Origin of the sequence: Pseudomonas sp. KNUC1026, assembly GCF_021650705.1 — a bacterium.
GTDB lineage: Bacteria > Pseudomonadota > Gammaproteobacteria > Pseudomonadales > Pseudomonadaceae > Aquipseudomonas.
Map to the genome: position 1 here is coordinate 1904811 of NZ_CP087138.1, position 25261 is coordinate 1930071.

The window sequence follows — 25261 nt, forward strand, 5'->3', positions numbered from 1 at the left end:
CCTGGGCAGGTTCGTGCTTCGTGGCGAAGGTTAACACCGCCCTCGCCGGGCACCGCATTAGCAGTGTCGATAGCGATTATCAAGGCAAACCATGAAACTATTTTTCCGCCGTATGGAGCCTTCGCCAATCGCTTTCAGAGTCGTCCTATAGGGGCACTCCGGGGTTGCTATAGAGTCCGCCACTGTTTCGCCTTTGCGCACTTGATGCAGTTACAGGCCCTGCCAATCGTGGGTTTTCAGCCATCACGGCCGTGAAAATCATCTTGCGAGAGGCAGGCCTGGCCAAGTGTTCGGCTAGGCTAGGTTCAGTGTAGGAATGAGTCCACCATGAACGCCAAAAGACCCCTCATCCGCGTGGCCCTGCTTGATGACCACGATGTGGTGCTGTTCGGTATGCAGCAACTACTGGCGAGCGACCCTGGCATCACCGTCGCCGCCAGCTTCACCCGTATCCAGGCGTTTCTGGATTACCTCAGGTCAGACCCGGAGGTCGACGTCGTGATCGTCGACTACAACCTGGTGCCGGGCGAAGACGACGGCTTGAATCTCATCCGCCGTATCGACCGATATTTCCCTCATATCAATATTCTGGTGGTGTCCAGCCTGTACATCCCGGCTACCGTATCGCTGGCCCTGCAGAACGGTGCGCGTGGTTACATGGGCAAGGCCGACGCCATCAGCCAGTTGCCCAGTGCGGTCAGAATGGTGCACCAGGGCGAGCAATGGCTGGAACCGCGCATGCGCGAAAAACTCACCCTGGCCCCGGTGGTGTGTGTACCGTTCGAGCATGATCTGCCTGGCGAGCCGGTAGGTGTGCGGTCCTCTCGGGGTGCCGACCTCACCGCCCGTGAGCAGGAGGTGATCCGCCGGCTGCTCGAAGGCAGTTCGGTCACCGACATCGCTCAAAGCTGCAATCGCTCGATCAAGACCATCAGCGCCCAAAAGCAATCGGCCTTCCGCAAGCTGGGCGTGCGTAACAACAGCGAGCTGTTCAAGTATCGCCGGCATATCTTCGACGACGGCGGCACCCCCGCGTGATCAAACCCTTCAAGGCCCTGCTGTGCGCAGTGCTGTGGTTGCCCGCAAGCCTGGCGCTGGCTTTGCCCTTGACGCCTGAAGAGCAGGCCTGGATCGCCGAGCACCCGGTCGTTCACTACAGCCTGCAACCCAATTGGCCGCTGGAATATGTCGAGCGGGGTCAGCATGTCGGGCTCAGCCGCGCCTACCTCGACCGCATCGCTGCGAGCACCGGGCTTGTCTTCAGCTATGAGCCCAGCGATCAGCTCGATCAGGCCCTGCGCCTGCTGCGCAGCGGAAAACTCGACATGGCCGTCGCACTGTCGGCCCGCCTGGTAGGGGACCGCGTGCTGCAGCAGGTCATGTTGAGCGACCCCTATTTCGTCGGTTCCACCGTGATTGTCGCGCGTGCCGATGCGCCTTTGATGTTCAGCCCGCAGAAGCTGCGCGGGCAGGTCGTGGCGATCCGCCGCAGTGGGGGCTATGCCAGTTACCTGCGCGCAGTGTGCCCAGACATCACCCTGCTCGAGTTCGATGACGCCGAACAGGCGCTGGAGGCCGTGGCCAGCGGCAGAGCCTTCGCCACGGTCGGTCTCGACCTCATCCTGCAACCGGTGATGCGCCGCGATTACGGCCGCGAACTGCGGGTGGCGGGTGTGCTGGCAGACATGCCGGTGGTGCTGAGCATGGGGATCGCCCCGGCAGACTCTCCACTGCAAGGCATCATCGACAAGGCGCTGGCAAGCCTGAGCGTCAACGACCGGGCCGAGATCGAAAGCAGCTGGGTCGACAACAGCGTTTCCTACCGGCCCACGCTGCTGGCCATCGTCAAGGATCGCTGGGTCGAGGCCACTGCGCTGGCGCTCGTATTGCTGGCCTTGCTGCTGCTGGCCCGGCGAGCGCGCCAGGCGCAGCGCTCGGCGCAGGCGAGCGAGAATGCCAAGTCGGCTTTTCTGGCAATGATGAGCCATGAAATTCGTACACCGATGAACGCCGTGCAGGCCTCCATCGAGCTGCTGCTGCGCTCACCCTTGAACGGCCAGCAGGCGAGCCTGGTGAACCTGGCCAACGACTCCTCCCTGGCGCTGCTTGAAATGCTCGATGACGTGCTCGATATCGCACGGCTCGACGCCCACGCGGTAACGCTCGCCGAGCAGCCCACCGACCTGCCTCGGCTGGCCGAGTCGGTCGCCGACATCTACCGGCTGCGGGCGCAAGGCAAAGGCCTGGCATTGAATCTGGTACTCGAAGGCTTCGACAGCGCTGCTCATTGGCGTGTCGATGCCATGCGCTTGCGCCAGGTGTTGTCCAACCTGCTTTCCAATGCGGTCAAGTTCACCGAGCGGGGCTGGGTCGAGCTGCGCTTGCAATTGCAGCATCGGGAGGGTGGGCAGGCCTGGTTGAGCGCTGCGGTGCGCGACACCGGGATCGGTATCGATCCGCAACAGCAGCAGCGCTTGTTTCAGGCCTTTACCCAGGCAAGCACCTCCACCACCCGCCAATACGGTGGCAGCGGCCTGGGGCTGTCGATCTGCAAGCAGTTGGCGGCGCTGATGGGCGGGCAGATCGAAGTGCAGAGCGAGGCGGGCGCGGGCTCGCTGTTCCGTTTGCTGATTCCGCTCAAGCCAGCAGCGCCCCTTGCCAGTGAACCTACCACGGCGCCTGCCGCGCCAGCCGCGCCTGCGCAGCGCTGCAAAGTGCTGGTGGTGGAGGATCACCCGGTCAACCGCCAGGTGCTGGGCCTGCAGCTGGACAGCCTCGGCTACCCGTGGAGCATGGCTGCCGATGGCCACCAGGCCTTGGCAATGTTCGAGCAAGGCGGGTGCTTCGGCGCGGTGCTGCTGGACTGCTATCTGCCTGAGATCGACGGCTACGAGATTGCCCAACGCCTGCGCCAGAGGGAGCAGGCCAACGGCTTGCCACGCCTGCCCATCATCGCGATTTCGGCTGCCACCGACGAACGCCATCGCGAGCGCGCCTGGGCAGCGGGCATGGATGCCATCTCTCGCCAAGCCCTTGCGGATCGAGGACCTGGCCAAGGCGTTGGCAGAGCATGCCCTCACTGCGGCCGACCCGCGCGCCGAGTTGCTGGCCTTGTTCGTGGAGTCCGGCAGCAGCGACTTGCTGGCGCTGCGCCAGGCGCTGGCTCAAGGTAACTGGGCGCAGGCTCGGCATCAGGCGCATCGTTTGACCGGGGCGGCGCTGATGGTGGGCGCCGGCGAGGTTGCGCGGCAGGCCGGTGAACTGGAGCAAGCACTGGCTCTGGACCCGCCTGGCGTGCCGACCCAGGCCCAGCTTGGCGCCCTGGAGCAAGCGCTGCAGGCTTCAGGCGCCTAGCCAGTACAGGCACAGCGACAAGCTCAGCAGCGACAGCAAGGTCGACATCAGGATCGCTCGCGACACCACGCCGGCTTCGCGCTGGAATACTCTGCGAGCATGAAAGGCCCGGTGCCGGTAGGCAGCGCGCTTAGCAGCAGCGCGGCATGAGCCCACAGTGGCGGCAAGTGCAGCACCTTGAATGCCAGGAACGCGGTCAGCGCAGGCTGAGCCACCAGCTTGATCGCCACCAGTGGCCAGGCGCCGGCCTGGCGGCCGGGTTGCTTCTGCGCCAGGAACAGGCCCAGGGAAACCAAAGCGCAAGGTGTGGTGGCTGCGGCCAGCAGGTCGAGCAGGTGCTGAACGGGCGTCGCCAGCCCAAGGCCGGTACAGGCCCAGCCAGTCCCGAGCACCGGCGCTACCACCAGCGGGTTTTTCGCCAGAGCCTTGAGCACGGTGGCCAAGGCCCTGCCCAGGTGGCGCTCCTGCTGCAAGCCCACCTCTATACACACCACGGCCACCGCGAACAGCACGCACACCACAATGAGTGTCGCGATCAGTGCAGGCTCAAGGCCAGGTTCGCCCAGCACCAGCAGGCACAGCGGGATACCGATGTAACCGGTGTTGGCGTAGGACGCGCTGAGCCCATCGATACTGGCGTCCACCAGAGGCTGGCGCTGCCACAATCGCCAAATCAGGGTGGCGATAAAGGTGAGCAAACAGCCAGCGCCGACGGCGATGACAAACCCCGGTTGCCAGATCTGCGCCCAGGTGGTCGTGGCGGTGACCTTGAACAACAGCGCCGGCAGGCACAGCCAGACCACCAGGCGGTTGATCTCCGAGGCCGCTTCAGGCCCCAGGCGGTTGCTGCGGCGGCACAGATAGCCCAGCAGGATCAGGGCGAAAATCGGCAGTACGACGGTGACGACAGCGTGCATGAGAGCTCTGGCTCGTGGGTTGGGGGAGGGTGAGCCTAAGCGTGACGAACCATGCGGTCCAACGCTTATTGCGGCCCTGATCGATACCTGTCCGAAACCAATGCGATGCAATGACGGCAGTTGCGCTATTTTCTGGCGATGGCCGAGCAGCTGCATTTACCCGCCGGTGCAGCTGGCGCTCAACGAACTATTGCTCCGAACCCTGTTATCACCTACGGCGCCAGCTGGGTTGCGGGCAACCGCCACCCGTGCTTTCTGGGGGTCCTGGCGCTTGCCGGGTTATCCGTGGACAGCCTTGTAGAGAGCTTTGATCAAGTCCGACTGGGTGATGATGCCGGCCAGCCGGCGGTCCTGGTCGATGATCGGAATATGCCGGTGCCCGGCCACCGAGAACACCGGCACCAGGTCGATGAGCAGGCGATCGCCGCTGGAGACCCGCACATTGCGCGTCATGATCTGGCCGACCTGGCTGTCGCCGCTCGGTGCTTTTGGCCGCAGCAGTGAGCGCAGGCGCCAGGCCATGCCTTCGTGCACGTCCATGTCGACCTGGCGCATGAAATCAGCGACGGTCACGATGCCCACCAGGTGCAGCTGGCTGTCGATCACCGGCAACGCCTTGACCCGGTGTTTGCGCATCAGCGCCCACGCAGCCTGCAGGGGCATGTCGGCGCGTGCGACGACCGGGTCCGGGGTCATGACGTCGGCGCAGCGAATCACCCCCATGGTGCGTTGGTAGGCGGCCGATTCTGCTTGCTCCAACAGGGCTTGCAGGTCGTCACGGGAGATATCCAGCACCTGGTTGTAGCGGGCCAGCGCCGTGTCGAGATCGCTCTGCTGCAGGCGCGCCTCGGCGCTGGGCGCCCGATCGCGATGAGGCCAGCGACGGCGCGTGAGATTGTTGTAGAGCAAGGCGCCGGCCACCATCAGCAGCGAGTCGAGCAGCACAGGGTTGAAGGCGATGCGGAAGTCACTGGCATCGGCCAGCACCATCAGCAACGCCGCCGCGCCCCCGGGGATGAAGGCAACGCAGCGCCATCATCACCGCGATCGCCAGGCCTACGGCCATTGCCGCCGCTACTGTAGCGTCCGGCACCCAGCGTGAGCAGGCGATGCCGACCAGCGCCGAGAGTGTATTGCCGCCTATCACCGACCAGGGCTGGGCGAGTGGGCTCGAGGGCAGGGCGAACACCAGCACCGCGCTGGCGCCCAGGGGCGCCACCAATACCAGCGCCAATAGCGGTGAAGTGTGCGCCGCCAGGCCCTGGCTCCACCAGGCCGCGCCCAGCGCTGCGAGCAGGATTCCGAGCGCGGCGCCGATGCTGGCACGCAGTTTTTCCCTCGGGCTGATGGCCAGCGGGGCGGGGAGCAATGCCTTGAGCCAGGCGAGGCTGTCGGGAGTCTGGGGCATGGGAAACCTTGGCAGCGAATGAGTAGGCGCGGGCATCGCCAGTGGGCTGGCTGTCTGGGGCGGGCGCATTGCCTGCAATGGTAGCTGGCTCAAGGCTATCGGATAAATCCCCGAATACGACACAGCGCGACACAGTTACGCGGTGTGCCGGCCGCAGATGCGCGCTTATGCTTGCCGCTTTCTGCCGCCCAGGAGTCAATATGCGAGCGCTTCCCCCCGTCCAGCGCGTGGTCACCGGCCACGATGAAAGCGGCAAGGCCGTGATCACCGAACACGGCCCGGCCCCCGCCCAATTCCCCATCCCAGCCGTGCCTGGCATGCACTTTCAGGAAATCTGGAACACCAGCGCCTTGCCGGTCGCCCTGGACAACGGCGCCGACCCCACCCAGCGCCCGCTGCGCCTGGCACCCACGCCCAGTGGCGGGCTCATCCGGGTGGTCGACATCCCGCCCGACAGCATCCAGAACCAGGCCAGCGACGATGCCATCGCCGCAACCCTGGCCGCAGTCGGCGCGCCGGCCAATGAAGTGGGTGGTAGCCGTCACAAGCTGATGCACCGTACCCAAACCCTCGATTACGGCATCCTGGTCCAGGGCGAGCTCTGGCTGATGCTCGATGAGCAGGAGGTTCGCCTCACCCCGGGCGATGTGGTCGTGCAGCGTGGCACACGCCACGCGTGGAGCAACCGCACCGAGGAAATGGCGCGCATCGTGTTCGTTCTGCATGACGGCTATTACGCCGAGGGCATCACCCCGCTCCAGCCTTGATGTAGTCGATGAAAGCCCGTAGCGGGGCGGGCTCCAGCCGCCGGCCGGGGTAGTACAGAAACGGCCCGGAAAACTCCAGCCACCAGGGCTCCAGCACAGGCACCAGCTCACCCCGCTCGAAGAACGGTTGCAGCCAGTCTTCGAACAGGAACACCAGGCCACTGCCCGCCACCGCCATTTCCACCAGCAGCTCGGTAGCGCCACCGATCTGCACCAGCAACGGCCCGCGCGGTTCGACATTGATCTGTTGCCCATCGCGCTCGTACTCCCACGCCGGCTGCGCACCGCTGGCAAAGCGGCCACGCAGGCAGGCGTGCTGGAGCAACTCGTCGGGGTGCTCCGGGGTGCCATGCCTTGCGAGGTAAGCCGGCGCCGCTGCAGTGGCATAGCGTTGCCGGCGCGGGCCAATGGGCACGGCGATCATGTCCTGCTCAAGCCGTTCCTCGTAGCGGATGCCTGCGTCATGGCCGCTTTGCAGAATGTCGACGAAGGTGTCCTGCGCGGTGACTTCCACGCGGATGTCGGGATAGCGAGCCAGAAAACCTGGCAGTACTGCCGGCAGCACCAGCCGCGCCGCGACCACCGGCACGTTCAACCGCAACGTGCCGGCAGGCCTGTCACGGAAGCCGTTGACCACATCCAGCGCACTTTGCACTTCCTTCAGCGCAGGCTCCAGGCGTAGGCGCAGGCTGGCGCCGGCCTCGGTCAAGGCCACACTGCGGGTGCTGCGGTTGAGCAGGCGCACGCCCAGTTGGGCCTCCAGCCGGCGCACGGCGTCGCTCAGGCGCGAGGCGCTGTCGTTGCCCTGGCGTGCGGCGTCGCGAAAGCCGCCAGCGCGGGCCACGGCGAGGAAGGCATGCAAGTCGTTGAGGTCAGTGGGCATTGTTCTGAAAACCGGACGAGGTGTGCGAACTGTACCGGATTGTCGTGCAACACGCAGGCGCCTACCGTAGTGCTCATCCCAACCCAAGGAGCTCACCGATGAGCCTGCTCGAACACTGCACTACCGCGCGCCTGGGCGATCGCCAGGTCAAGCGCCTCGGTTATGGCGCGATGCAACTGGCCGGCCCGGGCGTGTTCGGGCCGCCAAAAGACCCAGGCGCCGCACTTGCCGTGCTGCGCGAGGCGCTCGAACAGGGCGTCGATCATATAGACACCTCGGACTTCTACGGCCCGCACATCACCAACCAGCTGATTCGCAAGGCCCTGCACCCTTATCCCGAACAACTCAGGATTGTTACCAAGGTCAGCGCCAGGCGTGACGCTCAGGGCGCCTGGTTACCGGCCATGAGCCCTGCGGAACTGACAGCGGCTGTCGAGAGCAACCTGCGTAACCTGGGCCTCGAACAGCTGGAGGTCGTCAACCTGCGCAGCATGCATGGCCTGCATGCCCCGGCCGAAGGCTCGCTGGAAGAGGCGTTGACAGCATTGGCCGAGCTGCGCGAGCGCGGTTCGATTCGCCACCTGGGTGTGAGCAACGTTACCCCTACGCAGATCGCAGAGGCGCGCCGGCTGGTGCCGATCGTTTGTGTGCAGAACGCCTACAACCTGGCGAACCGGCACGACGATGCATTGATCGATGACCTGGCTCGGGAGGGGATTGCCTACGTGCCGTTCTTTCCTCTGGGCGGCTTCAGCCCGTTGCAGTCCCAGGGGCTGACCGCCATTGCCGCCGAGCTCAATGCCACGCCGATGCAGGTGGCGCTTGCCTGGTTGTTGCAGCGTTCGCCCAACATCCTGCTGATTCCCGGTACTTCGAGCGTGGCGCATCTGCGTGAAAACCTCGCCGCAGCGCAGTTGCAACTGCCGGCAGAGGTGGTCGCCCGGCTGGACCGCTGGAGTGAACTGAACGAGTGAGGCGTATTCGGTTTTTCCGAAGGGTTATATCGTTATAACCCTTTTTATCTGGCGCCCGGCGGCGCTAGTGTGGGGCGGTCATTACAGAGGAGGCCGCTCCATGTTCCCTGGCATTGCCCTGAGCGCATCGCTCGCTGCCGCTGGTTTTGCACTTTCCTGCCTGCCTGGCCTGGCGCATTTCGGTTTGAGCCCGCTCGTCTACGCACTGGTGCTGGGGATGTTGCTGAGCAACTGGCCGCGCTTCGGCGGCTGGGCTGACGCCCAGGCGGGCCTTGCGTTCTGCGCCCGCCCGGTGCTGCGCCTGGGTGTGGTGCTGTTCGGGTTGCAACTGACGCTGGGACAGGTATTCGCACTGGGCCTGCCTGCCATCGGCCTGGACCTGCTGGTGGTGTGCAGCGTGATGTTCATCGGTTATGCGGTTGGCACCCGCGTGTTGGGCCTGGCGCCGGATGTGGCATTGCTCACCTGCGCCGGCAGCGCCATTTGCGGGGCTGCCGCGGTGCTGGCTACCGAATCGACCATCCGTGCCCGGCCTGCCGCCACGGCGATGGCAGTCGCGACCGTGGTGTTGTTCGGCTCGGCAGCCATGCTGCTTTACCCCTTGCTGTATCCCCTGAGTGGGTTGAGCGAGCCACAGTTCGGGATCTATATCGGCGCGACGGTGCATGAAGTGGCGCAGGTGGTCGCGGCGGGAGATGCGGTGGGGCCGGGTGCGCTGGCCAATGCGGTGGTGGTCAAGCTGGTGCGGGTGATGTTGCTGGTGCCGTTCCTGCTGATCGTCGGCCGTTGCTGGGCTGGCCGCAGCAGCGGAGCACCAGGCACGCTCACGGTGCCCTGGTTCGCTTTCGGCTTTGTATTGATGGTTGTCTTCAACAGCTATGTAGTGCTGCCCGCCAGCCTGCACGGTGCATTGACGCAGGCGGGCCAATGGGCCTTGGCGCTGGCCATGGCGGCCTTGGGCTACCAGACGCGCCTGGGCCTGCTCAAGGCGCTCGGCTGGCGGCCGTTCGCCTTGGCGCTGATGCTGTTCGTGATGCTGGCGCTGGGTGGGTTGCTGGTAGTTCGGCTGCTGCTGGCCTGAGCCGGCTCAGCCACCGCGTGCGCCTCCGGCGGCATCGGCCACGGCGTTCCACAGATGCAGCGCGGCATAGGCACGCCACGGCCGCCAGGCTTCGCTGCGTGCACGCCACTGCGCAGGCTTGAGCAGCTCTGGATGCTGGCGCTGGATCTGCTGCAACAGCACAAGGTCCGTGCCCGGCCAGGCGTCGGCATCGCCCCAGGCGCGCATGGCCACGTATTCAACCGTCCACGGGCCAATGCCGGGCAAGGCCAGCAAAGCGGCGCGTTGAACGGGCAGGGGGGCTGCACCGCGCTCGAGCGGCAACACGCCAAGCGCGGCCTGTGCCGCCAGCCCCTGCAATGCCTGCACTCGCCGCCCGGGCATGCCGATGCGTTCGAGGTTGGCCCCCGCCAGCGCCGCAGGCTCCGGGCACACCGCTCGCAGCGCAGGGTTGGCCAACGCCGGCATCTCCCCGCCAGCACGCTCTACCAGCCGGCCCATCAGCGTGGTGGCCGCCTTGACGCTGACCTGCTGGCCGACGATTGCGCGTACCACCAGCTCGAAGGCCGACCAGGCACCGGCAACCCGCAGCCCCGGTGCGAGGCGTGTGAGAGGGCCAAGCCAAGGGTCCTGGCCCAGGTGCGCGTTGATGGGAGCGGGGTCGGCGTGCAGGTCGAACAAGGCCGCTGCCTGTGGCAGCCAATCGCCCAGGTGCGCGGCGGCCGGGCCGTAGGCACGCAACAGCAAACGTCGATGATCAAGCGGCGTGACCTGAAACTGGCCAGGCAGGCCCTGCCAGAGCAGGTTGCGCCAATAGCCATCCTCCACGCTCGCGTGCTCGACTCCTGCGGTGGCCCGGCCCTGCAGAAAGCGGATCAACCGTGGCCAGTCCAGTGGCGGTGTGAAAGGCAGCTCGCACGTTTGCTGGGCGATGCCGGCAACAGTTTTCATTCCTTCCCCTTGGGGTAATCGAGCCCACAGCCTGCCTGAAGCCTCAGCCGCTGCAAGCCGTTTCTTGCTCAGGCTGTGCCGGCCCCAGGCTTGGGACCAGCGCCAGAAGCACCAGCACGGCAAGCAACATTGCCCACCACGCGCCCTGCAACGAGGCCAACGCATCGCGCAGCATGCCAGCGGCCAGCGGTGCGCAGGCGGCGATCAGATAGCCGCCGCCTTGCACCCGTGCCAGCAGCGCATTGGCATGGGCAGGGCTGTGGGCCTGGTCGAGCGTGACGATCAGTGACAGCGGAAACAATGCGCCGATACCGATACCCAGCAACGCCATCGCCACCCAGGCCAGGGCCAGGGGCGCCAACGCAAGGGCGAGCAGGCCCAGGGCCAAGGCAAGCAAAACACCGCACAGCAGCGGGCGGCGGTCTGGCCAGCGCTGTACTGCTGCGGACACGGCAAGGCCTGCGAGCACTTCCACGAAGGTCAACGCGCCCAGCAGGTAACCGGCCTGGCCAGGCGGCCAGCCCAATTGCACGTAGTAGGGGCAGCCAGGCCAGCACCAGGGTGTAGGCGGCCGTGCCCAGGCCGAAGAACAGCAAGCGGCGATTGCTCATGCCATCGCGCCAGCTCACGCTGAACGACGCCGAGGCAGCAGGGCGGATCCCCCCGCTCAGTTGCCACCACAGCAGCAGCGTGACCAGCGCAGGTGCTGCTGCCAACGCCAGGGCCGTTTGCCACCCGAGCACCGTCGCCAGCGGCGCCGCAGTGCTGGCGGCAAGGGCGGCGCCGGCCATGATGCCGGTGCTGAACAGGCCCAGCAGGGCACTGGCGCGGGCCGGTACCAGGCGCTTGAGCAGCCCAGGCAGCAACACCTGCGCCACTGCGATCCCCAATCCGCCCAGGGCCGCACTGGCGATCAGCCCCGTCGGGGTGTTCCACACGGCGCGCGAAGCGCTGGCCAGCGCCAACGCCGCCAAGGCAGCCGAGACGGCGCGCGCTTCACCCAGGCGCCGCACGCCGAGGCCTCCAGCCAACGCCACTACGCCCATCAATGCCACCGGCAAGGTGGTCAGCAGCCCGGCCTGCAGGCCGCTGAGCTTCACCTCGGCCTGCAGTTGCCCCAGCAGCGGGCCGACGGCGGCCATGATCGGCCGCAGGTTCAACCCGATCATGACTGCCAGCAGTGCCAGCGCACGCTCAGTAGGCATCGGCGTGGCCCTCGCTCAGAAACTCCAGCACGGCCTGGTTGAACGCCTTGGCCAACGGCACGTTGAACACATGACCAGCGCCGGGCAGCACGGTGTGCCGCGCGGGCTGGATACGCTCAGCTATCCAGGAACCTTCTGCGGGTGGGCTGATGAGGTCTTCGCTGCTGCTGAGTACCAGCGTGGGCATGGCCAGGGCTGGCAGCGCCTCGCGCAGATCGTAGCTGTGCATGCCCTGGCACCAGTACGCCAGGGACTCACCGTGCGCTTGCGCAGCCTGCGCATGCCAGGCCTGATACCAACTCAGGCCAGCTTCGGAGGCAGCAAACGCGTCGCCCACCAGCAGCGGCCAGGATTGCTCGAAGCGCTGTACAGCGCCGCCCTCGGCGCAGAATTCGGCCTTCCAGGCGTGCAGCATCGTTTGCAACTGCGGTGTTTGCAGGTGGCCAAAACTGCCCGCCACCACCAGCCGCTGCACCTGCTCGGGCGCGATCAGCGCCCAACTCAGTGCGACCATCCCACCCAGCGACAACCCCACCACGCTGGCCTGTGGCACACCAATGTGGTGGAGCAAAGCGTGCAGTTGGCTCGCTTGCTCGGCCGGCGTGAAGGTTTGTGTCGCAGGGCTGCTGGCGCCATGGCCGAGCAGGTCGGGCACGATCACCCGGTAGCCCGCTGCGGTCAGTGCGGGCAGTTGGGGGGCCCAGGCTCGGCCACTGTTGGTCAGGCCGTGCAGCAGCACGACACAGCGGGCTGCTCGCGGGTTGATGTCCAGGTAGTACAGCGATGCCGCTTGATGGGTGAACCAGGCCATGACGTTTCCTCTGAAATGGATGTATTTATCTCGACGCGAAGATATATAACTTAATGTCGAGATATGTGCCAGCCCGGATCGTGGCACACTGCGCGCCGATCCTTTCAGAGGTTGCCGCTACATGAACGACCACGTGGACCTCGTCCTGGCCCAATGGGCCCAAGCCATGCCGGAGGTGGACGTCTCGTCCATGGCTGTATTCGGCCGCATGCTGCGCTTGCACAAGCACCTTGAGCGCAACCGCGCAGAAGCGCTGGCGCACTACGGCTTCAAGGAGGGTGAGTTCGATGTGCTGGCGACATTGCGCCGCGCCGGCGAACCCTACAGGCTCACGCCAACACAGTTGTATCGCTCGCTGCTGGTGACCTCAGGCGCGATGACGCACCGCCTGGCGCGGCTGGAAGCGGCCGGTTGGGTGGAACGCCTCGCCGACCCTGCCGACCGCCGCAGCCTGCAGGTGGGGCTGACCGCCGAGGGCCTGGGGTTGATCGAAGCCGCCGTGGTGACCCATACGCAGATTCAGAACGAGGTGCTGGCGCCGCTGGATGCGCAGCAACGGGAGGTGCTTGGGCAATTGCTCAAAGCCTTGTTGGCGGCTCAGCCGGGTGAGCACGCGGGGTAAATTGGGGTTGGTGCAGTGCTCGTCATACGTCGTCGCGCGGCAAGCCGCCCTCCCACTTGACTGTGCTTCTGGGGCTGAGCGGCGCCAGTGATTTCTTGAAGTGGGAGGCCGGCTTGCCGGGCGACGTGTAACGGACGAGAACCTACTGACCTTGCATCAACTGCACCCGTTGTGGCGCCCGTTGCATGATCATTTTCCCCTTGCGCACCGACCACAACGCCTTGGCTTGCGTGCGCACCGCTTCATAGTCATCGGGCGCTTCGAGGATCACGAAGCTTGCCGGCCGCCCTTCGGCGATGCCGTACGCCTCACCCAGCCCCAGGGCTCGCGCACTGTGGTCGGTCACCAGGTCCAGGCAGCGGCGCAGGTCTTCGTAGCCCATCATGTGGCAGATGTGCAGGCCGGCGTCGAGAATGCGCAGGATGTTGCCGTTGCCCAGCGGGTACCAGGGGTCTTGCAGCGAGTCCTGGCCGAAGCACACGTTGAGCCCGGCGCGGTCCAGCTCGGCCACGCGCGTCACGCCGCGGCGTTTGGGGAAGGTGTCGAAGCGGCCTTGCAGGTGAATGCTTTCGGTGGGGCAGGACACGAAGCTCAGGTTCGCCGCCTTGAGCAGGCGCATCAGCTTGGAGCAGTAGGCGTTGTCGTAGGAGCCCATGGCGGTGGTGTGGCTGGCCGTCACCTGGGCGCCCATGCCGCGTACGCGCGTTTGCTCGGCGAGCACTTCGAGAAGCGCGAGTGCGGATCGTCGGTCTCGTCGCAATGCACATCGACCTTGAGCCCGCGCCGCTCGGCCAGGTCCATCAGAAAATGGATCGAACTCACCCCTTGCTCGCGCGTGTTCTCGAAATGCGGGATGCCGCCGACCACGTCCGCGCCCATGTCCAAGGCTCGCTCCATCAGGGCGCGGCCGCCGTCGAACGACTCGATGCCTTCCTGCGGGAATGCCACGATCTGCAAGTCGATCAGCGAGCGGGCTTCATCGCGCACTTCCAGCAGTGCCCTGAGTGCGGCCAGGCTGGGGTCGGTCACATCTACGTGGGTGCGCACTTGCTGGATGCCATGCTCGGCGAGCATGCGGATGCCGGCGTGGGCGCGGGCCTTGGTGTCTTCGTGGGTGATGGTGGCTTTGCGTTGGCCCCAGCGTTCGATGCCCTCGAACAGGGTGCCGCTGTTGTTCCACTGCGGTTGCCCGGCGGTGGCGACGGCGTCCAGATGGATGTGCGGTTCTACCAATGGGGGATCAGCAGGTTGCCGGCGGCATCCAGCGCCTGGGCAGGGGCGATGACCGGCTCGGCCTGTGGTGTGATGCGCTGGATCAGGCCGTTGTGGCAAAAGACACTGTGCAGGCCGGGCGCCGTGCGCAGGCGGGCGTTGACGAATTGCATGGCGGGCTCCTGAGGTGCGATGCCCGCATTGTGCCCGCCCAGGCTTCAGCCGCGAAAGTCCTTGTACTCGCCATGCGCACGGCCGGCGCGCTTGGCCTGGTAAAGCAGAGCGTCCACCTGGTCGACGAAACCGGCAGCGAAGGCGCGCTTGCCGGGCACCGTGACGCCACCGCCCAGGCTCACGCTGAGCTGGCTGCCCACAGGCGTTGCAGCATGAGGGATCGGCTGCTGGCGCATCAGTTGCAGGCAGCGTTCGCCGATGGCACGGGCGGCTTCGAGATGGCTTTCCGGCAAGATCCAGGCGAACTCTTCACCGCCGAGCCGAGCAAGGAAGTCACGTGGCCGATTGGCCGCTCCACTCAGGATGCGTGCCACCTGGCGCAGGCACTCGTCCCCTTGCAGGTGGCCGTAATGCTCGTTGTAGGGTTTGAAGTGGTCGATGTCGATCAGCAACAGGGCCAGGGGCTGGCCGCTGCGCTGGGCATTGGCCCATTCACGCTCCAACACGTTGTCGAACATGCGCCGGTTGGCAATGCCGGTCAGGCCGTCCTGCCAGGAGAACTCCTGCAACTGCTTGTGCAGCCGCGCCAGGTGTTCCTCGGTTTCTTGCGTTCGCTGATGTCGAACATGAAGCCGATCAACGACTGCACCTCACCATCAGCCCCATGCACCACATGCACCACATCGCGCAACCAGATGTAGTTGCCATGCAGGGTCAACGCGCGGTATTCCGCTTCGTGATCGACGCCGGCGCGGGATTGGCTGATGCAGTAATTGACTGCCTGGTCGCGGTCATCGGGGTGCATGCGCTCCACCCAGTCGTTGATGCCCAGCCAACTGGCTTGCGGCCAGCCCAGCAGAGTTTCGATTCTGGGGCTCATGTGGGTGAAGGTGAGGGTCTGCCAGTCCAGCTGCCAGGAGATAGCGCCGGTGGCATCGAGCAGTGCGGAATGAACTGCCGGGTCGTTGTGCAAGGCGGCGGCAGGCATTGGGGAGCACTCCGGAGCAGACGGGCGGGCGATATCATGTTGCTACCAGGGAGGCGATGCAAGCGTTTCCTAAAGTAAATACTTTAATCTGTCACCCTCTCTGAACAGGGAGGCCCCTTCGCACGCTTGGGCAGGCGCAGAAGGGGCCACGCGATCACGGCAGCGGGTCGCCGCCGGTGACACCGAACACTTCGCCAGTGATATAGCTCGACTCCTGCGAGGCCAGCAGCACATAAAGCGGGGCACATTCGGCAGGCTGGCCTGGGCGTTTCATCGGCACCTGCTCGCCGAAATGGGGGATTTTCTCCCGCGGCTGGCCACCGCTGGGTTGCAGCACGGTCCATACCGGCCCGGGCGCCACCGCATTCACGCGGATGCCTCGCTCGATCACCTGGCCGGCCAGTGCCTTGGTGAACGCGACAATGCCGGCCTTGGTGGTGGCGTAGTCCAGCAAGGTGGCGGAGGGCTGGTACGACTGGATAGACGCGGTATTGATCACCGTCGCGCCGGCAGGCATCAGCGGGATGGCCGCCTGGCACAGCCAGAACAAACCGTAGAGGTTTGTTTTCAGCGTGGCATCGAATTGCTCGGTGGTCACCTCGCCGATATCTCGCTGCGCGGTCTGCTTGCCTGCCACGTTCACCAGAATATCCAGGCCGCCCAACGATTCATGGGCCTGGGCAACCAGTTGCTTGCAAAAGGCTTCTTCACGCAGGTCGCCTGGCAGAGCGACGGCACGCCGGCCTTCAGCTTCTATCAGTGCCTTGACCTCGCGAGCGTCGGGCTCTTCTTCGGGAAGGTAATTAAGGACGATATCCGCGCCTTCACGGGCAAAGGCGATTGCCACGGCGCGGCCGATCCCGGAGTCGCCGCCAGTGATCAACGCCTTGCGCCCTTTGAGGCGGCCGAAACCTTGATAGCTCTCTTCACCATGATCGGGTTTGGGTCGCAGTGTTCGCGCCCAGGCCGGGTGCGTCTTGCGGCTGATCTCCAAAAGGAGGCGTAGGGTACTGAGTGAGCGGGTTCTGCATGCTGTACTGATTTTTTACCTGGCTCATAGGGCCTCCAAAGGTTGTTCAAACGATTCAGTAGGTTGGAAGGGCAAGAGCAGGCAGGGTTTTAATTTTCGTGGAGCTGTACGACGAACGGATCCTGTATAACTTCGGTTAATTATCCAATCGTTCAGTAATATTCACATACCAATAAAATAAATCGATATTTCAGAGAGTTACGTCAACGCAAAATTCATTGATCTGAGACATTTGCGAGAAGAGGATTCTGGAGTTATACCAAATAAGACAACAACGAATGGCAGGGTATTCTGGCAACCGGCTAAGCCACATGCGCGTTGTATTCATTCAGGTATTAGTGCACACCGTAGGAGGTCGCCATGAGAACCCTGGGACTGTCACCGCTGGAACTTCGCAGCATTATTGAAAAAGCCTTTTTACCCTTGCAGTGCCGTTGTGAAGAGGCGGCTGATTCTTCTTTGAACGTGTGGGTGGAGCAACAGCCGGACTCCGGCCGCATGGAACTGGTGGGTAAAGGTGTAGGGACACAAGAGTTGCGCAGCAGCCGCGACATCAACGACCTGATTGCCCGGTTGCGCAAGCAGCGCAACCAGAGCAACCAGAGCAACCAGAACAACGCAACCAGCCGGCGGCATGCCGCCAGCTGAGCCACATCAGGCAGTGGTGGTGTGGTGGGACTCATCTACGCCTACAGTCGTCACCTCCGCAGCTACGGCAGCGGGGGCAATACCCGCTGCCTGCGCGGTAGGGGTGGTCTCGGCAGGGGCTGAGGCAGCGAACACGAACTGGCTCGCCGTCAGGTCCTGGCTGTGGTTGCCCGCCAGTGCCAACTCGAAGCGGTTGCCATTGGCGTCTGCATCGAGATCCTTGAGGTAGGTGCGGTCGCTGCTGGCGTTGTACACCACTTGCAAAGTGCCGTTCTTGCCGTCGCCCAGCCCTGTAAAGCCCAACTTCGACACATCGATCTTGTCCTGGCCCGCGTCGAAGTCCAGGATCAGGTCGCTTTTGCTCGTTGTGGCGTTGCGGAAGCTGTCGGTGATGGTGTCGAACCGGAAAATGTCGGCGCCCGCGCCGCCGGTGAGTTTGTCCGCACCCAGGCCGCCGACGAGGGTGTCGTTGCCGCTGGTGCCGATCAGCACGTCATTGCCGCTGGTACCGGTGATGACTTTGCCCGAAGGGCTGGCGAACACGAAGTTGCCTGCGGTCAGGTCGTTCATGTGGTTGCCATCGAGTGCCAGTTCGAAGCGGTTGCCGTTGGCGTCTTCGTCGCGGCTCTTGAGGTAGGTCTTGGTGCCGGCGCTGTTGAGCACCAGTTGTACGGTGCTGCCGTGGCCATCGCCCAGGCCGGTGATGCCCAGCGCGGAGAGGTCGATCTTGTCGGAGCTTACGTTGAAATCGGTGATGTCATCGCCTTGGTCGACCGGGTTGGCGCCGTAGTTGCGGTAGCTGTCCTGCAGCGAGTTGTAGACGAAGGTGTCGCGGCCGGCACCGCCGGTCAGGGTGTCGGCACCTGCGCCGCCGACGATGATGTCGTCACCGCCGCCGCCCACGATGGTGTCGTTGCCCGCCAGGCCATAAAAGGTTTCGGCGCCATCGCTGCCGACCAGGCTGTCGTTGCCGCTGGTGCCGGTGATCACGTGTTCGAACACGAAGTTGCTGGCAGTCAGTGTGCTCACCAGGTTGCCCTTCAGGCCGATCTCGAAGCGGTTGCCGCTGGCATCGGCATCCAGGCTCTTGACGAAGGTCTTGTCGGTGGCTGCGCTGTAGCTGATCTGCAGGGTACCGTTCTTGCCGTTGCCAAGGCCGGTGAAGCCCAGGCCTGCCAGGTCGATCTTGTCGGCGCTGGGGTTGAAGTCGGTGATGGTGTCGGAGAGGCTCGAGGTGGCCGTGCGATAGCTGTCGGTGATCGCTTCGTAGCGGAACACGTCGGCGCCTTTGCCACCGGTGAGGATGTCGGCACCGGCGCCGCCGACGATGATGTCATTGCCACTGACACCGTTGATGACGTCGTTGCCGGCGCCGCCGACGATCAGGTCGGCATCGGCGGTGCCAACCAGGTTGTCATTGCCGTCGGTGCCGTTGATCACATTCAGTGGCACGGTGTCGCTTACATAGCTGCCGTCACCGTACACCAGGGTGCTGCCTTTGCTGGTGTGGCTGATGGTGTTGGCGATCAGGGCGTTGCGGTCAGTGCCATCCTCGTTGCGCTCGGCGATCCCGTAGGTGGACTTGTCGCTGCCGGTGATGGTGTTGTCCTTGATGATGTTGTCGGAGCCGTTGTAGTAGTTGCCCGACACGCCTTTGGTGTCGTCGTAGGACTGCACGATCACCTCAGGCACTGCGCTGGTCTGCGCGTTGTGAGTGAGGGTGTTGTTCTCGACGGTCACGTTGCTGCTGCCGTACAGGCGCACGCCGGCGGTGCCGTTGTCGTGCACATTGACGCTGTCGACGGTGACATGGTTGGACATCTTCACCAGCACGCCTTCGGCGGCGTTGCCGTACACCTCACCACCGGTGATGGTGATGTTGTACGGGGAGGGAATGTCTTCGCTGCCGCGTTGCACCACGATGCCGCCACCACCGTTGCCGTAGGCAACGTTGTCTTCCAGGGTGAAGTCATGGGTGCTGGTGACGATGTTGAAGCCATGGCGGTCGTTGCCGTACGCCACGTTGTTCTTGAAGGTGCTGTCGTAGAGGTAGTCGGCCACGAAGCCGTCCAGGCCGTTGCCGTGCGACACGCAGTTCTGGATGACCATGTTCTCGGTCTGTTCGTGCGGGTCGAAGCCGTAGCCTTCGCAGTTCTTGATTTCGACGCCGTCGAGGGTAACGTTCGAATCCTTGCCTTCCTTGCCCGGCGCATAGCCGTTGAACCAGCCGTCGATCTTGCCGCTGGTGTTTTCGCGGTTGCCGTCGATGGTGATGTTCGACAGGCCGAAGTCGTGAGTTTCCTCAGCGTAGGCGGAGCGCACGATGCCGGTGATGGCCATGTTCGTGCCGTCAGCCAGTTTCAGGGTGGTCTCACCCATGCCTGCGCCAGACATGTACACGTTGCTTTTGAGCATGATGCAGCCGTCGGACGGCTCATTGTGCCCGGAGACGATGTAGGTACCTTTGGGCACGACCACCTGGCCGCCACCTGCGGCGGAGGCTGCATCGACCGCCGCCTGGATCGCCGCAGTATCGTCGGTTACGCCGTCGCCCACTGCCCCGTAGTCTTTCACATTGAAGATCATCGCTTGCTCCGTCATCCATTCGGGCCGGGCCGGCATTCACGGGCCCCAGCCCGCGCGCCGCGCGGCGTGCGTCAAAAAGTGGGCGTTTTAGCGCCTTGCTGTGGATTCACAGCCAACGCTTTGACAGAGCAAAGGGTTTTTCGTTTTCGCCGTTGGTCAGCGCAAGCATGAACAAGAGGTTTCAACGCCTGGCGAGCAGCAAGCCAGCCCCCGCTGCGCCAAGTAACGTGGCACTGGCCCGGTTGAACAACCGGCGTGCGCGGCGAGTGGCCAGCCAGCGCCTGGCGTGTACGCCTAGCCAGGCGTACAGGCCGATGGCGACCCACTCCAGCAGCAGAAACAACACGCCCAGCAGCGCAAATTGCGGCAGAACAGGCTCGCCCGGTTGCAGGAACTGGGGGAGGAAGGCGGTGAAAATCAGGATGGCCTTGGGGTTGCCTGCGGCCACCAGCAGCTCGGTGCGCATCAGGCCTGCGAGGCTTGCGGCGCCAGGGCTGCCGAGGCTCACCTGCTCCGGCACCGGCGCGCGCCATAGCTGCACGGCTAACCACAGCAGGTACAGCGCGCCTGCTGTCTTGACCAGGGTGAAGGCCCATTGCGAAGCCATCAACACCGTGGCCAATCCCACCGCTGCCAGCGCGATCATCGCGCTGAACGCCGCCAGGCGGCCAAGGCCCGCCAGGCACGCAGTGCGCCACCCGTAATGGGTGGCGTTATTCAGAGACAGCAGATTGTTCGGGCCCGGCGCGAGGTTAAGCGCAAAACACGCCGGTATGAACAACAGCAGAGTGGCAAGCGACATCCGAAGGCTCCTTTTCGGGTTGGCGCAGCACCGGGTTTATCAGACGATCACGCCTTGGCTGCGCAGGTAGTCATCATAGGTGCCGCTGAAGTCGGTAACGCCGCTCTCGGACAGCTCGATGATGCGCGTGGCCAGTGACGACACGAACTCACGGTCGTGGCTGACGAACACCAGCGTGCCCGGGTAGTGCTCCAGCGCCAGGTTGAGCGCTTCGATCGATTCCATGTCGAGGTGGTTGGTGGGCTCGTCCATCACCAGCACGTTGGGCTTCTGGCAGGCCAGCTTGCCGAACAGCATGCGGCCCTGTTCACCCCCGGAAAGCACCTTGACCGACTTCTGGATGTCGTCGGCCGAGAACAGCATGCGCCCGAGTGCTGCGCGGATGTTCTGCTCGCCCTGGGTCCATTGGCCCATCCACTCGAACAGTGTGTCGTTGGCTTCGAAGTCGTGCGCGTGGTCCTGGGCGTAATAGCCCAGCTCTGCCGCTTCGGCCCACTTCACCGAGCCCTGGTCGGGTGCCAGCTCGTTCATCAGGGTGCGCAGCAAGGTGGTCTTGCCGATGCCGTTGGGGCCGATGATCGCGACCCGCTCGCCAGCCTCGACCTGCAGGTTCAAACCGCTGAAGAGTTTTTTGCCGTCGAAGCCCTTGGCGACCTTGTCCAGCGTCAGCGCCTGGCGGTGCAGTTTCTTGGTCTGGTCGAAACGGATGTACGGGCTCACGCGGCTGGACGGCTTGACCTCGTCGAGCTGGATCTTGTCGATCTGGCGCGCACGCGAGGTGGCCTGCTTGGCTTTGGAGGCGTTGGCCGAGAAGCGGCTCACGAACTGTTGCAGTTCGGCGATCTGCGCTTTCTTCTTGGCGTTGTCGGACAGCAGGCGCTCGCGGGCCTGGGTGGCGACGGTCATGTATTCGTCGTAGTTGCCGGGGAACAGGCGCAGCTCGCCGTAATCCAGGTCGGCCATGTGGGTGCAGACGCTGTTGAGGAAGTGGCGGTCGTGGGAAATGATCACCATGGTGCTCGAACGCGTGGTGAGCACTCCTCGAGCCAGCGGATGGTGTTGATGTCCAGGTGGTTGGTCGGCTCGTCGAGCAGCAGCACTTCAGGGTCGGAGAACAACGCCTGGGCCAGCAACACCCGCAGCTTCCAGCCCGGCGCGACTTCGCTCATCGGCCCGAAATGCTGCTCCAGCGGAATGCCCAGGCCCAGCAGCAACTCGCCGGCGCGGGATTCGGCGGTGTAGCCGTCCATTTCAGCGAATTCGGATTCGAGCTCGGCGACTTTCATGCCGTCCTCTTCGCTCATCTCCGGCAGGCTGTAGATGCGGTCGCGCTCGGCCTTGACCTTCCAAAGCTGCTCATGGCCCATGATCACGGTGTCGATCACGCTGAAGTCTTCGTAGGCGAACTGATCCTGGCGCAGTTTACCCAGGCGCACGTTCGGCTCCAGCATCACCTGGCCGCCGGACGGCACCAGGTCGCCGCCCATGATCTTCATGAAGGTCGACTTGCCGCAGCCGTTGGCGCCGATCAGGCCGTAGCGGTTGCCGTTGTTGAATTTGACCGAGACGTTCTCGAACAGCGGCTTGGGGCCGAACTGCATGGTGATGTTGGCGGTGGAGATCAAGAGCTTATCCTGCGTGTGGGTTACAGCGATGATATGTGAGGCTACCGAACGCTTTGGGCCAATTCCGGGCCGATTCGATTCGCGCTGGCAGCTATTCGAGCTCAAGCCAGTTGGAGGCTGAGCTGATCCATTTGGCATAGGTTGATAGCAACATCTCTACGCTGTGCCCGAGCTGAATTGCGATGAATGCGGGATTCATACCGGCCATCAGGCACATGGTCGCGTAGGTGTGCCGAGTGTCGTACTGACGCCTTGAGCCGATGCCCAAAGCCTTCTGTGCGTCCTTGATATGGCGGATTGTAACACTTGGCTCTCTGATCCACAGCCCACCCTTGGCTGGCGGAAACACAATGGGCTGCAGGCAAACTCAGATTTCGAACTCATCTTCTTCGGATGGCCTGGCCGCAGGCCCGACGCATCTGCGGGGCGTTCGGGGCGACAGAAGAGCGCGGCCCCATTTGGGGCCGGCGTGATTCAATTGGCTTCGATGAACGGTACAGCGCTGTTCGGCAGCATGGTGGTTGGCAGTACTCCATTCCACCGCTCGGCCTTGGTTAACTCCACCAGGTTTTCATTGCTGGCCAGCGCCTTGGCCTTGGCCTGAATGGCCTCAGCTTGAGCATTCCCGCGCAGGCGGGTCGATTCGGCATCCGCCTTGGCCTGGGCCACCCTTGCGTCGGCCTCTGCTTGTGCCTGGGTTACACGGATCTGGGCCTGTACCTGCTCGGTCTGCAACATCTGCTCGCGCGTCTTGACCTCGACTTCAGCTTTCATGCGCAGGGCAATGGATCGCTCGTAATCGTCACTGAAGTCGATGTTCTCGACCTGTACGCTGTCGATGGCTACCGGCCCGATTACTGATCCACGGATCGCTTTGGTCAAATCAGCGACGAATTGGCCGCGGTTTTGCACCGACGATACCGCTGTGTACTGGCCGAAAACGTTTTCAACCTGCGTGGGGATCTGCCTGGCAATGAGCCGGTCGCTGATCCCGTCCAGGTCCTTGAAGCTTGTGTAAACCTTCGCTACCTCGCTCGGCGGGATATGCCAGCTGACCGACACCTGCAGCTTCGCCGTTTGCTGATCCTTGGAATAAGCCTGCAGGTTCGGGTATTTGGTAGCTTGGCTTTGCACGCTGATGAAACGAACGGACTCGATGAGGGGCATTTTGAAGCTCAGCCCTGGCTCCACGACCCCCACCACGGCCCCGTTGCGCAACAGAACGCCGCGCTCCGTTTCGTCCACCGTGTACCAGCTGCCGAAGGAGACGCACAGCAGAATGACTCCCAGCAAGCCAGCAGTTGAAAGGCCGACAATCTTTTTCATGGTTTTTTGATTCCTCTGATGTGTTGGTAGAAGCAGAAGCCGCCGTAGATCACGAGGGCAATGAGAATGCAGGCGCCGATCAGCATCGATAGAACTCGCATGGGGCATAACTCCGCCCGCCGGGCGCCGGTGGGCTCAATAGGTTGGGAATGGATCAGGCTGAAGCAGCATTGGCGCGGCGCTGGCGCATCAGATCAACGACGCCAGAGGCGTCAGTCGCCCTGCACGGCAGCAATTGATATCAGCAGCAATCTGGTCGGTAGAGATATCGTTGCGCCAACGCAGTCGTCGAACAGGGGAGAGGGTGTAGCCGAAGCGTGGATCTGCTCAAGCCATCCCATTACTTGCCAAGAGTCACCCTATTTGGACCTGGATGCTTGATATAATCTAGGCTTTAATAGTTTTGTAAAGGAGTTGAGCCGCAAATCGGAACACTCCTAGTATCGACGCTGCTGATGCAATTGAACTTATGAGTCTCGGGTTTCTTTCGAAAAAGTTTCGACTTGAAATTTGACGCACTCATTAGAAGTTGTCCAGTGGTCTCCGTTATAGAAAGTTAGATAGAAGCCCATGTAATACTCACCTGGCCGTATTTCTGGTGAGGGACATCAAGCGGCTCCTCGATCAGTTCCGGGGTTTGACGGGGGCTTTGTCACGGCTGAACCGCTGGTCGTACTTTTCTCGAACAGGTTCACCTTGCCGCCGGTACCGACATGCATGGGCGTGTCGAGGCTGGTGTTCTCGCTACGATCACCGCGCTTGGTCGGCACCTTGTAGGCCAGCTAGTGCTTGATCTCGATCCTGTGGCTTTCGCCGACCTGGCTGGCAAAGGCTCCGCCGTTGAGCCCTTTGAGGAGCTCGGCGGTATCGGTTGGGGTTGGGATTGGCATGGCGGGGGGGCGGCAAACAAGTGATCCAGCCGCTACTTCTGACTCAGCCTCACCCATTCATCCGCCACATCCCCCATGGTTTTCGTCGACCCGTCCCTGATCCAGGCCATGAAGGGCCGGTTGAAAGCAAAGCCGCTGCCGCATTGGGCGGTCAGGAAGCGGCGAACCGCCTGGGTGTTGCGGTAGCTGTCGTCGACGGGTGTATCGCGGGTGATGGGGCCTGAGTGCCAGTCGAACGGCATGGAGTTGCTCCGCGGGGATAGGGTTGCAGGGGCATCGCTTCAGTGCAGCTCATGGAAAACGTAATCAGCGCTCGTGCCTGCCTCTACTGCAAACGCGCGAGCTTGAAGATCACCTACCAATTCAGCTTTTCGTGCTGCGATATGCCAGGGGCGCTGAGCCCTGGCGCCGGTGCCCAGCCGCTCGAACGCAGCCAGCATGTCGCCTATCGCAGGCAGGTAGATCGCAAAACCATCGCCTTTCCATGCAGCAACGGTCATGCCCAGCGTTTCACACAGCTCAACCTTGAGCTGCGCATCGTCCCGGTCTGCCTGGCGTGATTGCAGGATCTGCTGGGTCAGTTCCCGGTCCGAGCCGAGCAGCTCGCCCTGGCCCCAGCTTTCAGGCGGGCAGTCCTTGGCCGATGGGGCCAGGGAGATGAATGGATTGATTTCTGCGGGATAGATTCGGCACACCAAAGGCCGCTCGTGGTAGATGCCGCAGCGATTGTCAGCCCCCAGGTTGGGGCACTGGGGGATGACGTTGGCGGCCAGAATGGCGATCACATCCACAAAGCCCGATCCACATTGAACCGGCGCTGATCGTAACCGGTTGTAGCCGAACTCTGCGGCCTCCGGTGGCCACGCCGTTTCATCGAACGCTTCGAGCAATACAGCGACGGAATGCCCCCGGCGCAGCCAGAGGCCAGCTTCCGCCAACGTCAGCGGCACGAAGCGGCCCCGGCAACAGGCACCACATCCTACGCAGGCAAAGCGGGCGTCGTTGGCTTGCTCGGCAGTCTCAGTCAT

The 25261-nt window shown here is 63.6% G+C and carries 19 protein-coding genes and 8 pseudogenes; 8 read left to right on the forward strand and 19 right to left on the reverse strand.

Translation table 11 applies throughout. The annotated features are described in order from the left end of the window. Positions 1-327: 327 nt before the first annotated feature. From LN139_RS08640 to LN139_RS08650, 3 genes are read left to right on the forward strand one after another with little or no spacing between them, the layout of a single operon-like run. Entirely contained in the window at positions 328-1038 is a 711-nt protein-coding gene (locus tag LN139_RS08640; RefSeq protein WP_236359540.1) for a response regulator transcription factor, read from the forward strand. Then, positions 1035-3173: an ATP-binding protein gene (locus tag LN139_RS08645; protein ID WP_236359541.1), complete on the forward strand. Its 2139-nt coding sequence runs from the start codon at positions 1035-1037 to the stop codon at positions 3171-3173. Before LN139_RS08640 ends, LN139_RS08645 begins: the two co-directional genes overlap by 4 nt. Beyond that, the gene (locus tag LN139_RS08650; protein WP_236360340.1) at positions 3118-3354 is read left to right on the forward strand and encodes an Hpt domain-containing protein; all 237 of its coding nucleotides are present in this window, start codon (positions 3118-3120) and stop codon (positions 3352-3354) included. The genes LN139_RS08645 and LN139_RS08650 overlap by 56 nt, the downstream gene beginning before the upstream one ends. Here LN139_RS08650 and LN139_RS08655 read toward each other — a convergent pair. The 3 genes and pseudogenes from LN139_RS08655 to LN139_RS08665 all read right to left on the reverse strand — a co-directional run. Then, positions 3343-4271: pseudogene (locus LN139_RS08655) on the reverse strand (AEC family transporter). The gene LN139_RS08650 and the pseudogene LN139_RS08655 sit on opposite strands and share 12 nt — an antisense overlap. A 279-nt stretch (positions 4272-4550) precedes the next feature. Next, entirely contained in the window at positions 4551-5195 is a 645-nt protein-coding gene (locus LN139_RS08660) for a CBS domain-containing protein (protein WP_442964419.1), read from the reverse strand. Between the two features lie 9 nt (positions 5196-5204). Continuing rightward, positions 5205-5748 (reverse strand): annotated as a pseudogene (locus LN139_RS08665) (HPP family protein); the annotation flags it as partial. Between the two features lie 131 nt (positions 5749-5879). Between LN139_RS08665 and LN139_RS08670 the strand changes: the two are divergent. Then, the gene (locus tag LN139_RS08670) at positions 5880-6446 is read left to right on the forward strand and encodes a cupin domain-containing protein (RefSeq protein ID WP_236359544.1); all 567 of its coding nucleotides are present in this window, start codon (positions 5880-5882) and stop codon (positions 6444-6446) included. Here the strand turns inward: LN139_RS08670 and LN139_RS08675 are convergent. After that, positions 6427-7329, reverse strand: a complete 903-nt coding sequence (locus LN139_RS08675; RefSeq protein WP_236359545.1) for a LysR family transcriptional regulator — start codon at positions 7327-7329, stop codon at positions 6427-6429. The two genes, LN139_RS08670 and LN139_RS08675, sit on opposite strands and share 20 nt — an antisense overlap. 98 nt (positions 7330-7427) lie before the next feature. Here LN139_RS08675 and LN139_RS08680 point away from each other — a divergent pair, with 98 nt between their 5' ends. Then, positions 7428-8303, forward strand: coding sequence for an aldo/keto reductase family oxidoreductase (locus LN139_RS08680; RefSeq protein ID WP_236359546.1), 876 nt, complete (start codon positions 7428-7430; stop codon positions 8301-8303). 100 nt (positions 8304-8403) lie between these two features. Next, the gene (locus LN139_RS08685) at positions 8404-9384 is read left to right on the forward strand and encodes a YeiH family protein (protein ID WP_236359547.1); all 981 of its coding nucleotides are present in this window, start codon (positions 8404-8406) and stop codon (positions 9382-9384) included. A 6-nt stretch (positions 9385-9390) separates the two neighbouring features. On the opposite strand, the gene LN139_RS08690 is transcribed toward LN139_RS08685, so the two are convergent. The 4 genes and pseudogenes from LN139_RS08690 to LN139_RS08700 all read right to left on the reverse strand — a co-directional run bounded on the left by LN139_RS08690 (position 9391) and on the right by LN139_RS08700 (position 12330). Further along, positions 9391-10314: a DNA-3-methyladenine glycosylase family protein gene (locus LN139_RS08690; RefSeq protein ID WP_236359548.1), complete on the reverse strand. Its 924-nt coding sequence runs from the start codon at positions 10312-10314 to the stop codon at positions 9391-9393. A 43-nt stretch (positions 10315-10357) separates the two neighbouring features. Further along, positions 10358-10846 carry an MFS transporter gene (locus tag LN139_RS25140; protein WP_329611045.1) on the reverse strand — a complete coding sequence of 163 codons (489 nt, stop codon included), beginning with the start codon at positions 10844-10846 and terminating at the stop codon, positions 10358-10360. A gap of 49 nt (positions 10847-10895) precedes the next feature. Next, positions 10896-11519: pseudogene (locus LN139_RS25145) on the reverse strand (MFS transporter); the annotation flags it as partial. Next, positions 11509-12330 carry an alpha/beta fold hydrolase gene (locus LN139_RS08700; protein ID WP_236359549.1) on the reverse strand — a complete coding sequence of 274 codons (822 nt, stop codon included), beginning with the start codon at positions 12328-12330 and terminating at the stop codon, positions 11509-11511. The pseudogene LN139_RS25145 and the gene LN139_RS08700, both read right to left, overlap by 11 nt. Before the next feature lie 121 nt (positions 12331-12451). Here LN139_RS08700 and LN139_RS08705 point away from each other — a divergent pair, with 121 nt between their 5' ends. Next, complete coding sequence (locus LN139_RS08705; RefSeq protein ID WP_236359550.1) at positions 12452-12952, forward strand: MarR family winged helix-turn-helix transcriptional regulator; 501 nt, start codon at positions 12452-12454, stop codon at positions 12950-12952. Between the two features lie 142 nt (positions 12953-13094). Here the strand turns inward: LN139_RS08705 and codA are convergent. The 3 pseudogenes from codA to LN139_RS08720 form a co-directional block, all read right to left on the reverse strand. Further along, positions 13095-14337: pseudogene (gene codA / locus LN139_RS08710) on the reverse strand (cytosine deaminase). A gap of 45 nt (positions 14338-14382) precedes the next feature. Then, a pseudogene (locus LN139_RS08715) lies at positions 14383-15326 on the reverse strand (sensor domain-containing diguanylate cyclase). A 154-nt stretch (positions 15327-15480) separates the two neighbouring features. Continuing rightward, positions 15481-16384, reverse strand: a pseudogene (locus LN139_RS08720) (SDR family oxidoreductase). Between the two features lie 332 nt (positions 16385-16716). Between LN139_RS08720 and LN139_RS08725 the strand changes: the two are divergent. Continuing rightward, complete coding sequence (locus tag LN139_RS08725; RefSeq protein ID WP_236359551.1) at positions 16717-17004, forward strand: DUF1652 domain-containing protein; 288 nt, start codon at positions 16717-16719, stop codon at positions 17002-17004. A 6-nt stretch (positions 17005-17010) separates the two neighbouring features. Here LN139_RS08725 and LN139_RS08730 read toward each other — a convergent pair whose 3' ends face one another. The 8 genes and pseudogenes from LN139_RS08730 to LN139_RS08760 all read right to left on the reverse strand — a co-directional run bounded on the left by LN139_RS08730 (position 17011) and on the right by LN139_RS08760 (position 25261). Next, positions 17011-19590: a M10 family metallopeptidase C-terminal domain-containing protein gene (locus LN139_RS08730; protein ID WP_236359552.1), complete on the reverse strand. Its 2580-nt coding sequence runs from the start codon at positions 19588-19590 to the stop codon at positions 17011-17013. Positions 19591-19771: 181 nt separating this feature from the next. Next, the gene (locus tag LN139_RS08735) at positions 19772-20392 is read right to left on the reverse strand and encodes a LysE family translocator (RefSeq protein ID WP_236359553.1); all 621 of its coding nucleotides are present in this window, start codon (positions 20390-20392) and stop codon (positions 19772-19774) included. A 39-nt stretch (positions 20393-20431) separates the two neighbouring features. Then, positions 20432-22017 (reverse strand): annotated as a pseudogene (locus LN139_RS08740) (ABC-F family ATPase). A gap of 91 nt (positions 22018-22108) precedes the next feature. Next, entirely contained in the window at positions 22109-22378 is a 270-nt protein-coding gene (locus tag LN139_RS25545) for an integrase (RefSeq protein WP_442964420.1), read from the reverse strand. Between the two features lie 113 nt (positions 22379-22491). Continuing rightward, entirely contained in the window at positions 22492-23343 is an 852-nt protein-coding gene (locus tag LN139_RS08745) for a prohibitin family protein (RefSeq protein ID WP_236359554.1), read from the reverse strand. A gap of 624 nt (positions 23344-23967) precedes the next feature. Further along, a pseudogene (locus tag LN139_RS08750) lies at positions 23968-24227 on the reverse strand (hypothetical protein). 38 nt (positions 24228-24265) lie between these two features. Beyond that, the gene (locus tag LN139_RS08755) at positions 24266-24475 is read right to left on the reverse strand and encodes a DUF6434 domain-containing protein (protein WP_236359555.1); all 210 of its coding nucleotides are present in this window, start codon (positions 24473-24475) and stop codon (positions 24266-24268) included. Positions 24476-24514: 39 nt separating this feature from the next. Continuing rightward, positions 24515-25261, reverse strand: a complete 747-nt coding sequence (locus tag LN139_RS08760) for a YkgJ family cysteine cluster protein (protein ID WP_236359556.1) — start codon at positions 25259-25261, stop codon at positions 24515-24517.

What these genes read in the sequence shown, in the direction of transcription:
- LN139_RS08730 (WP_236359552.1), bottom strand. Translation starts at nt 19,590, where the DNA reads ATGATCTTCAATGTGAAAGACTACGGGGCAGTGGGCGACGGCGTAACC.
- LN139_RS08760 (WP_236359556.1), bottom strand. Translation starts at nt 25,261, where the DNA reads ATGACTGAGACTGCCGAGCAAGCCAACGACGCCCGCTTTGCCTGCGTA.
- LN139_RS08670 (WP_236359544.1), top strand. Translation starts at nt 5,880, where the DNA reads ATGCGAGCGCTTCCCCCCGTCCAGCGCGTGGTCACCGGCCACGATGAA.
- LN139_RS08705 (WP_236359550.1), top strand. Translation starts at nt 12,452, where the DNA reads ATGAACGACCACGTGGACCTCGTCCTGGCCCAATGGGCCCAAGCCATG.
- LN139_RS08725 (WP_236359551.1), top strand. Translation starts at nt 16,717, where the DNA reads ATGAGAACCCTGGGACTGTCACCGCTGGAACTTCGCAGCATTATTGAA.
- LN139_RS08675 (WP_236359545.1), bottom strand. Translation starts at nt 7,329, where the DNA reads ATGCCCACTGACCTCAACGACTTGCATGCCTTCCTCGCCGTGGCCCGC.
- LN139_RS08685 (WP_236359547.1), top strand. Translation starts at nt 8,404, where the DNA reads ATGTTCCCTGGCATTGCCCTGAGCGCATCGCTCGCTGCCGCTGGTTTT.
- LN139_RS08680 (WP_236359546.1), top strand. Translation starts at nt 7,428, where the DNA reads ATGAGCCTGCTCGAACACTGCACTACCGCGCGCCTGGGCGATCGCCAG.
- LN139_RS08700 (WP_236359549.1), bottom strand. Translation starts at nt 12,330, where the DNA reads ATGGCCTGGTTCACCCATCAAGCGGCATCGCTGTACTACCTGGACATC.
- LN139_RS08755 (WP_236359555.1), bottom strand. Translation starts at nt 24,475, where the DNA reads ATGCCGTTCGACTGGCACTCAGGCCCCATCACCCGCGATACACCCGTC.
- LN139_RS08640 (WP_236359540.1), top strand. Translation starts at nt 328, where the DNA reads ATGAACGCCAAAAGACCCCTCATCCGCGTGGCCCTGCTTGATGACCAC.
- LN139_RS08745 (WP_236359554.1), bottom strand. Translation starts at nt 23,343, where the DNA reads ATGAAAAAGATTGTCGGCCTTTCAACTGCTGGCTTGCTGGGAGTCATT.
- LN139_RS08690 (WP_236359548.1), bottom strand. Translation starts at nt 10,314, where the DNA reads ATGAAAACTGTTGCCGGCATCGCCCAGCAAACGTGCGAGCTGCCTTTC.
- LN139_RS08735 (WP_236359553.1), bottom strand. Translation starts at nt 20,392, where the DNA reads ATGTCGCTTGCCACTCTGCTGTTGTTCATACCGGCGTGTTTTGCGCTT.
- LN139_RS08660 (WP_442964419.1), bottom strand. Translation starts at nt 5,195, where the DNA reads ATGGTGGCCGGCGCCTTGCTCTACAACAATCTCACGCGCCGTCGCTGG.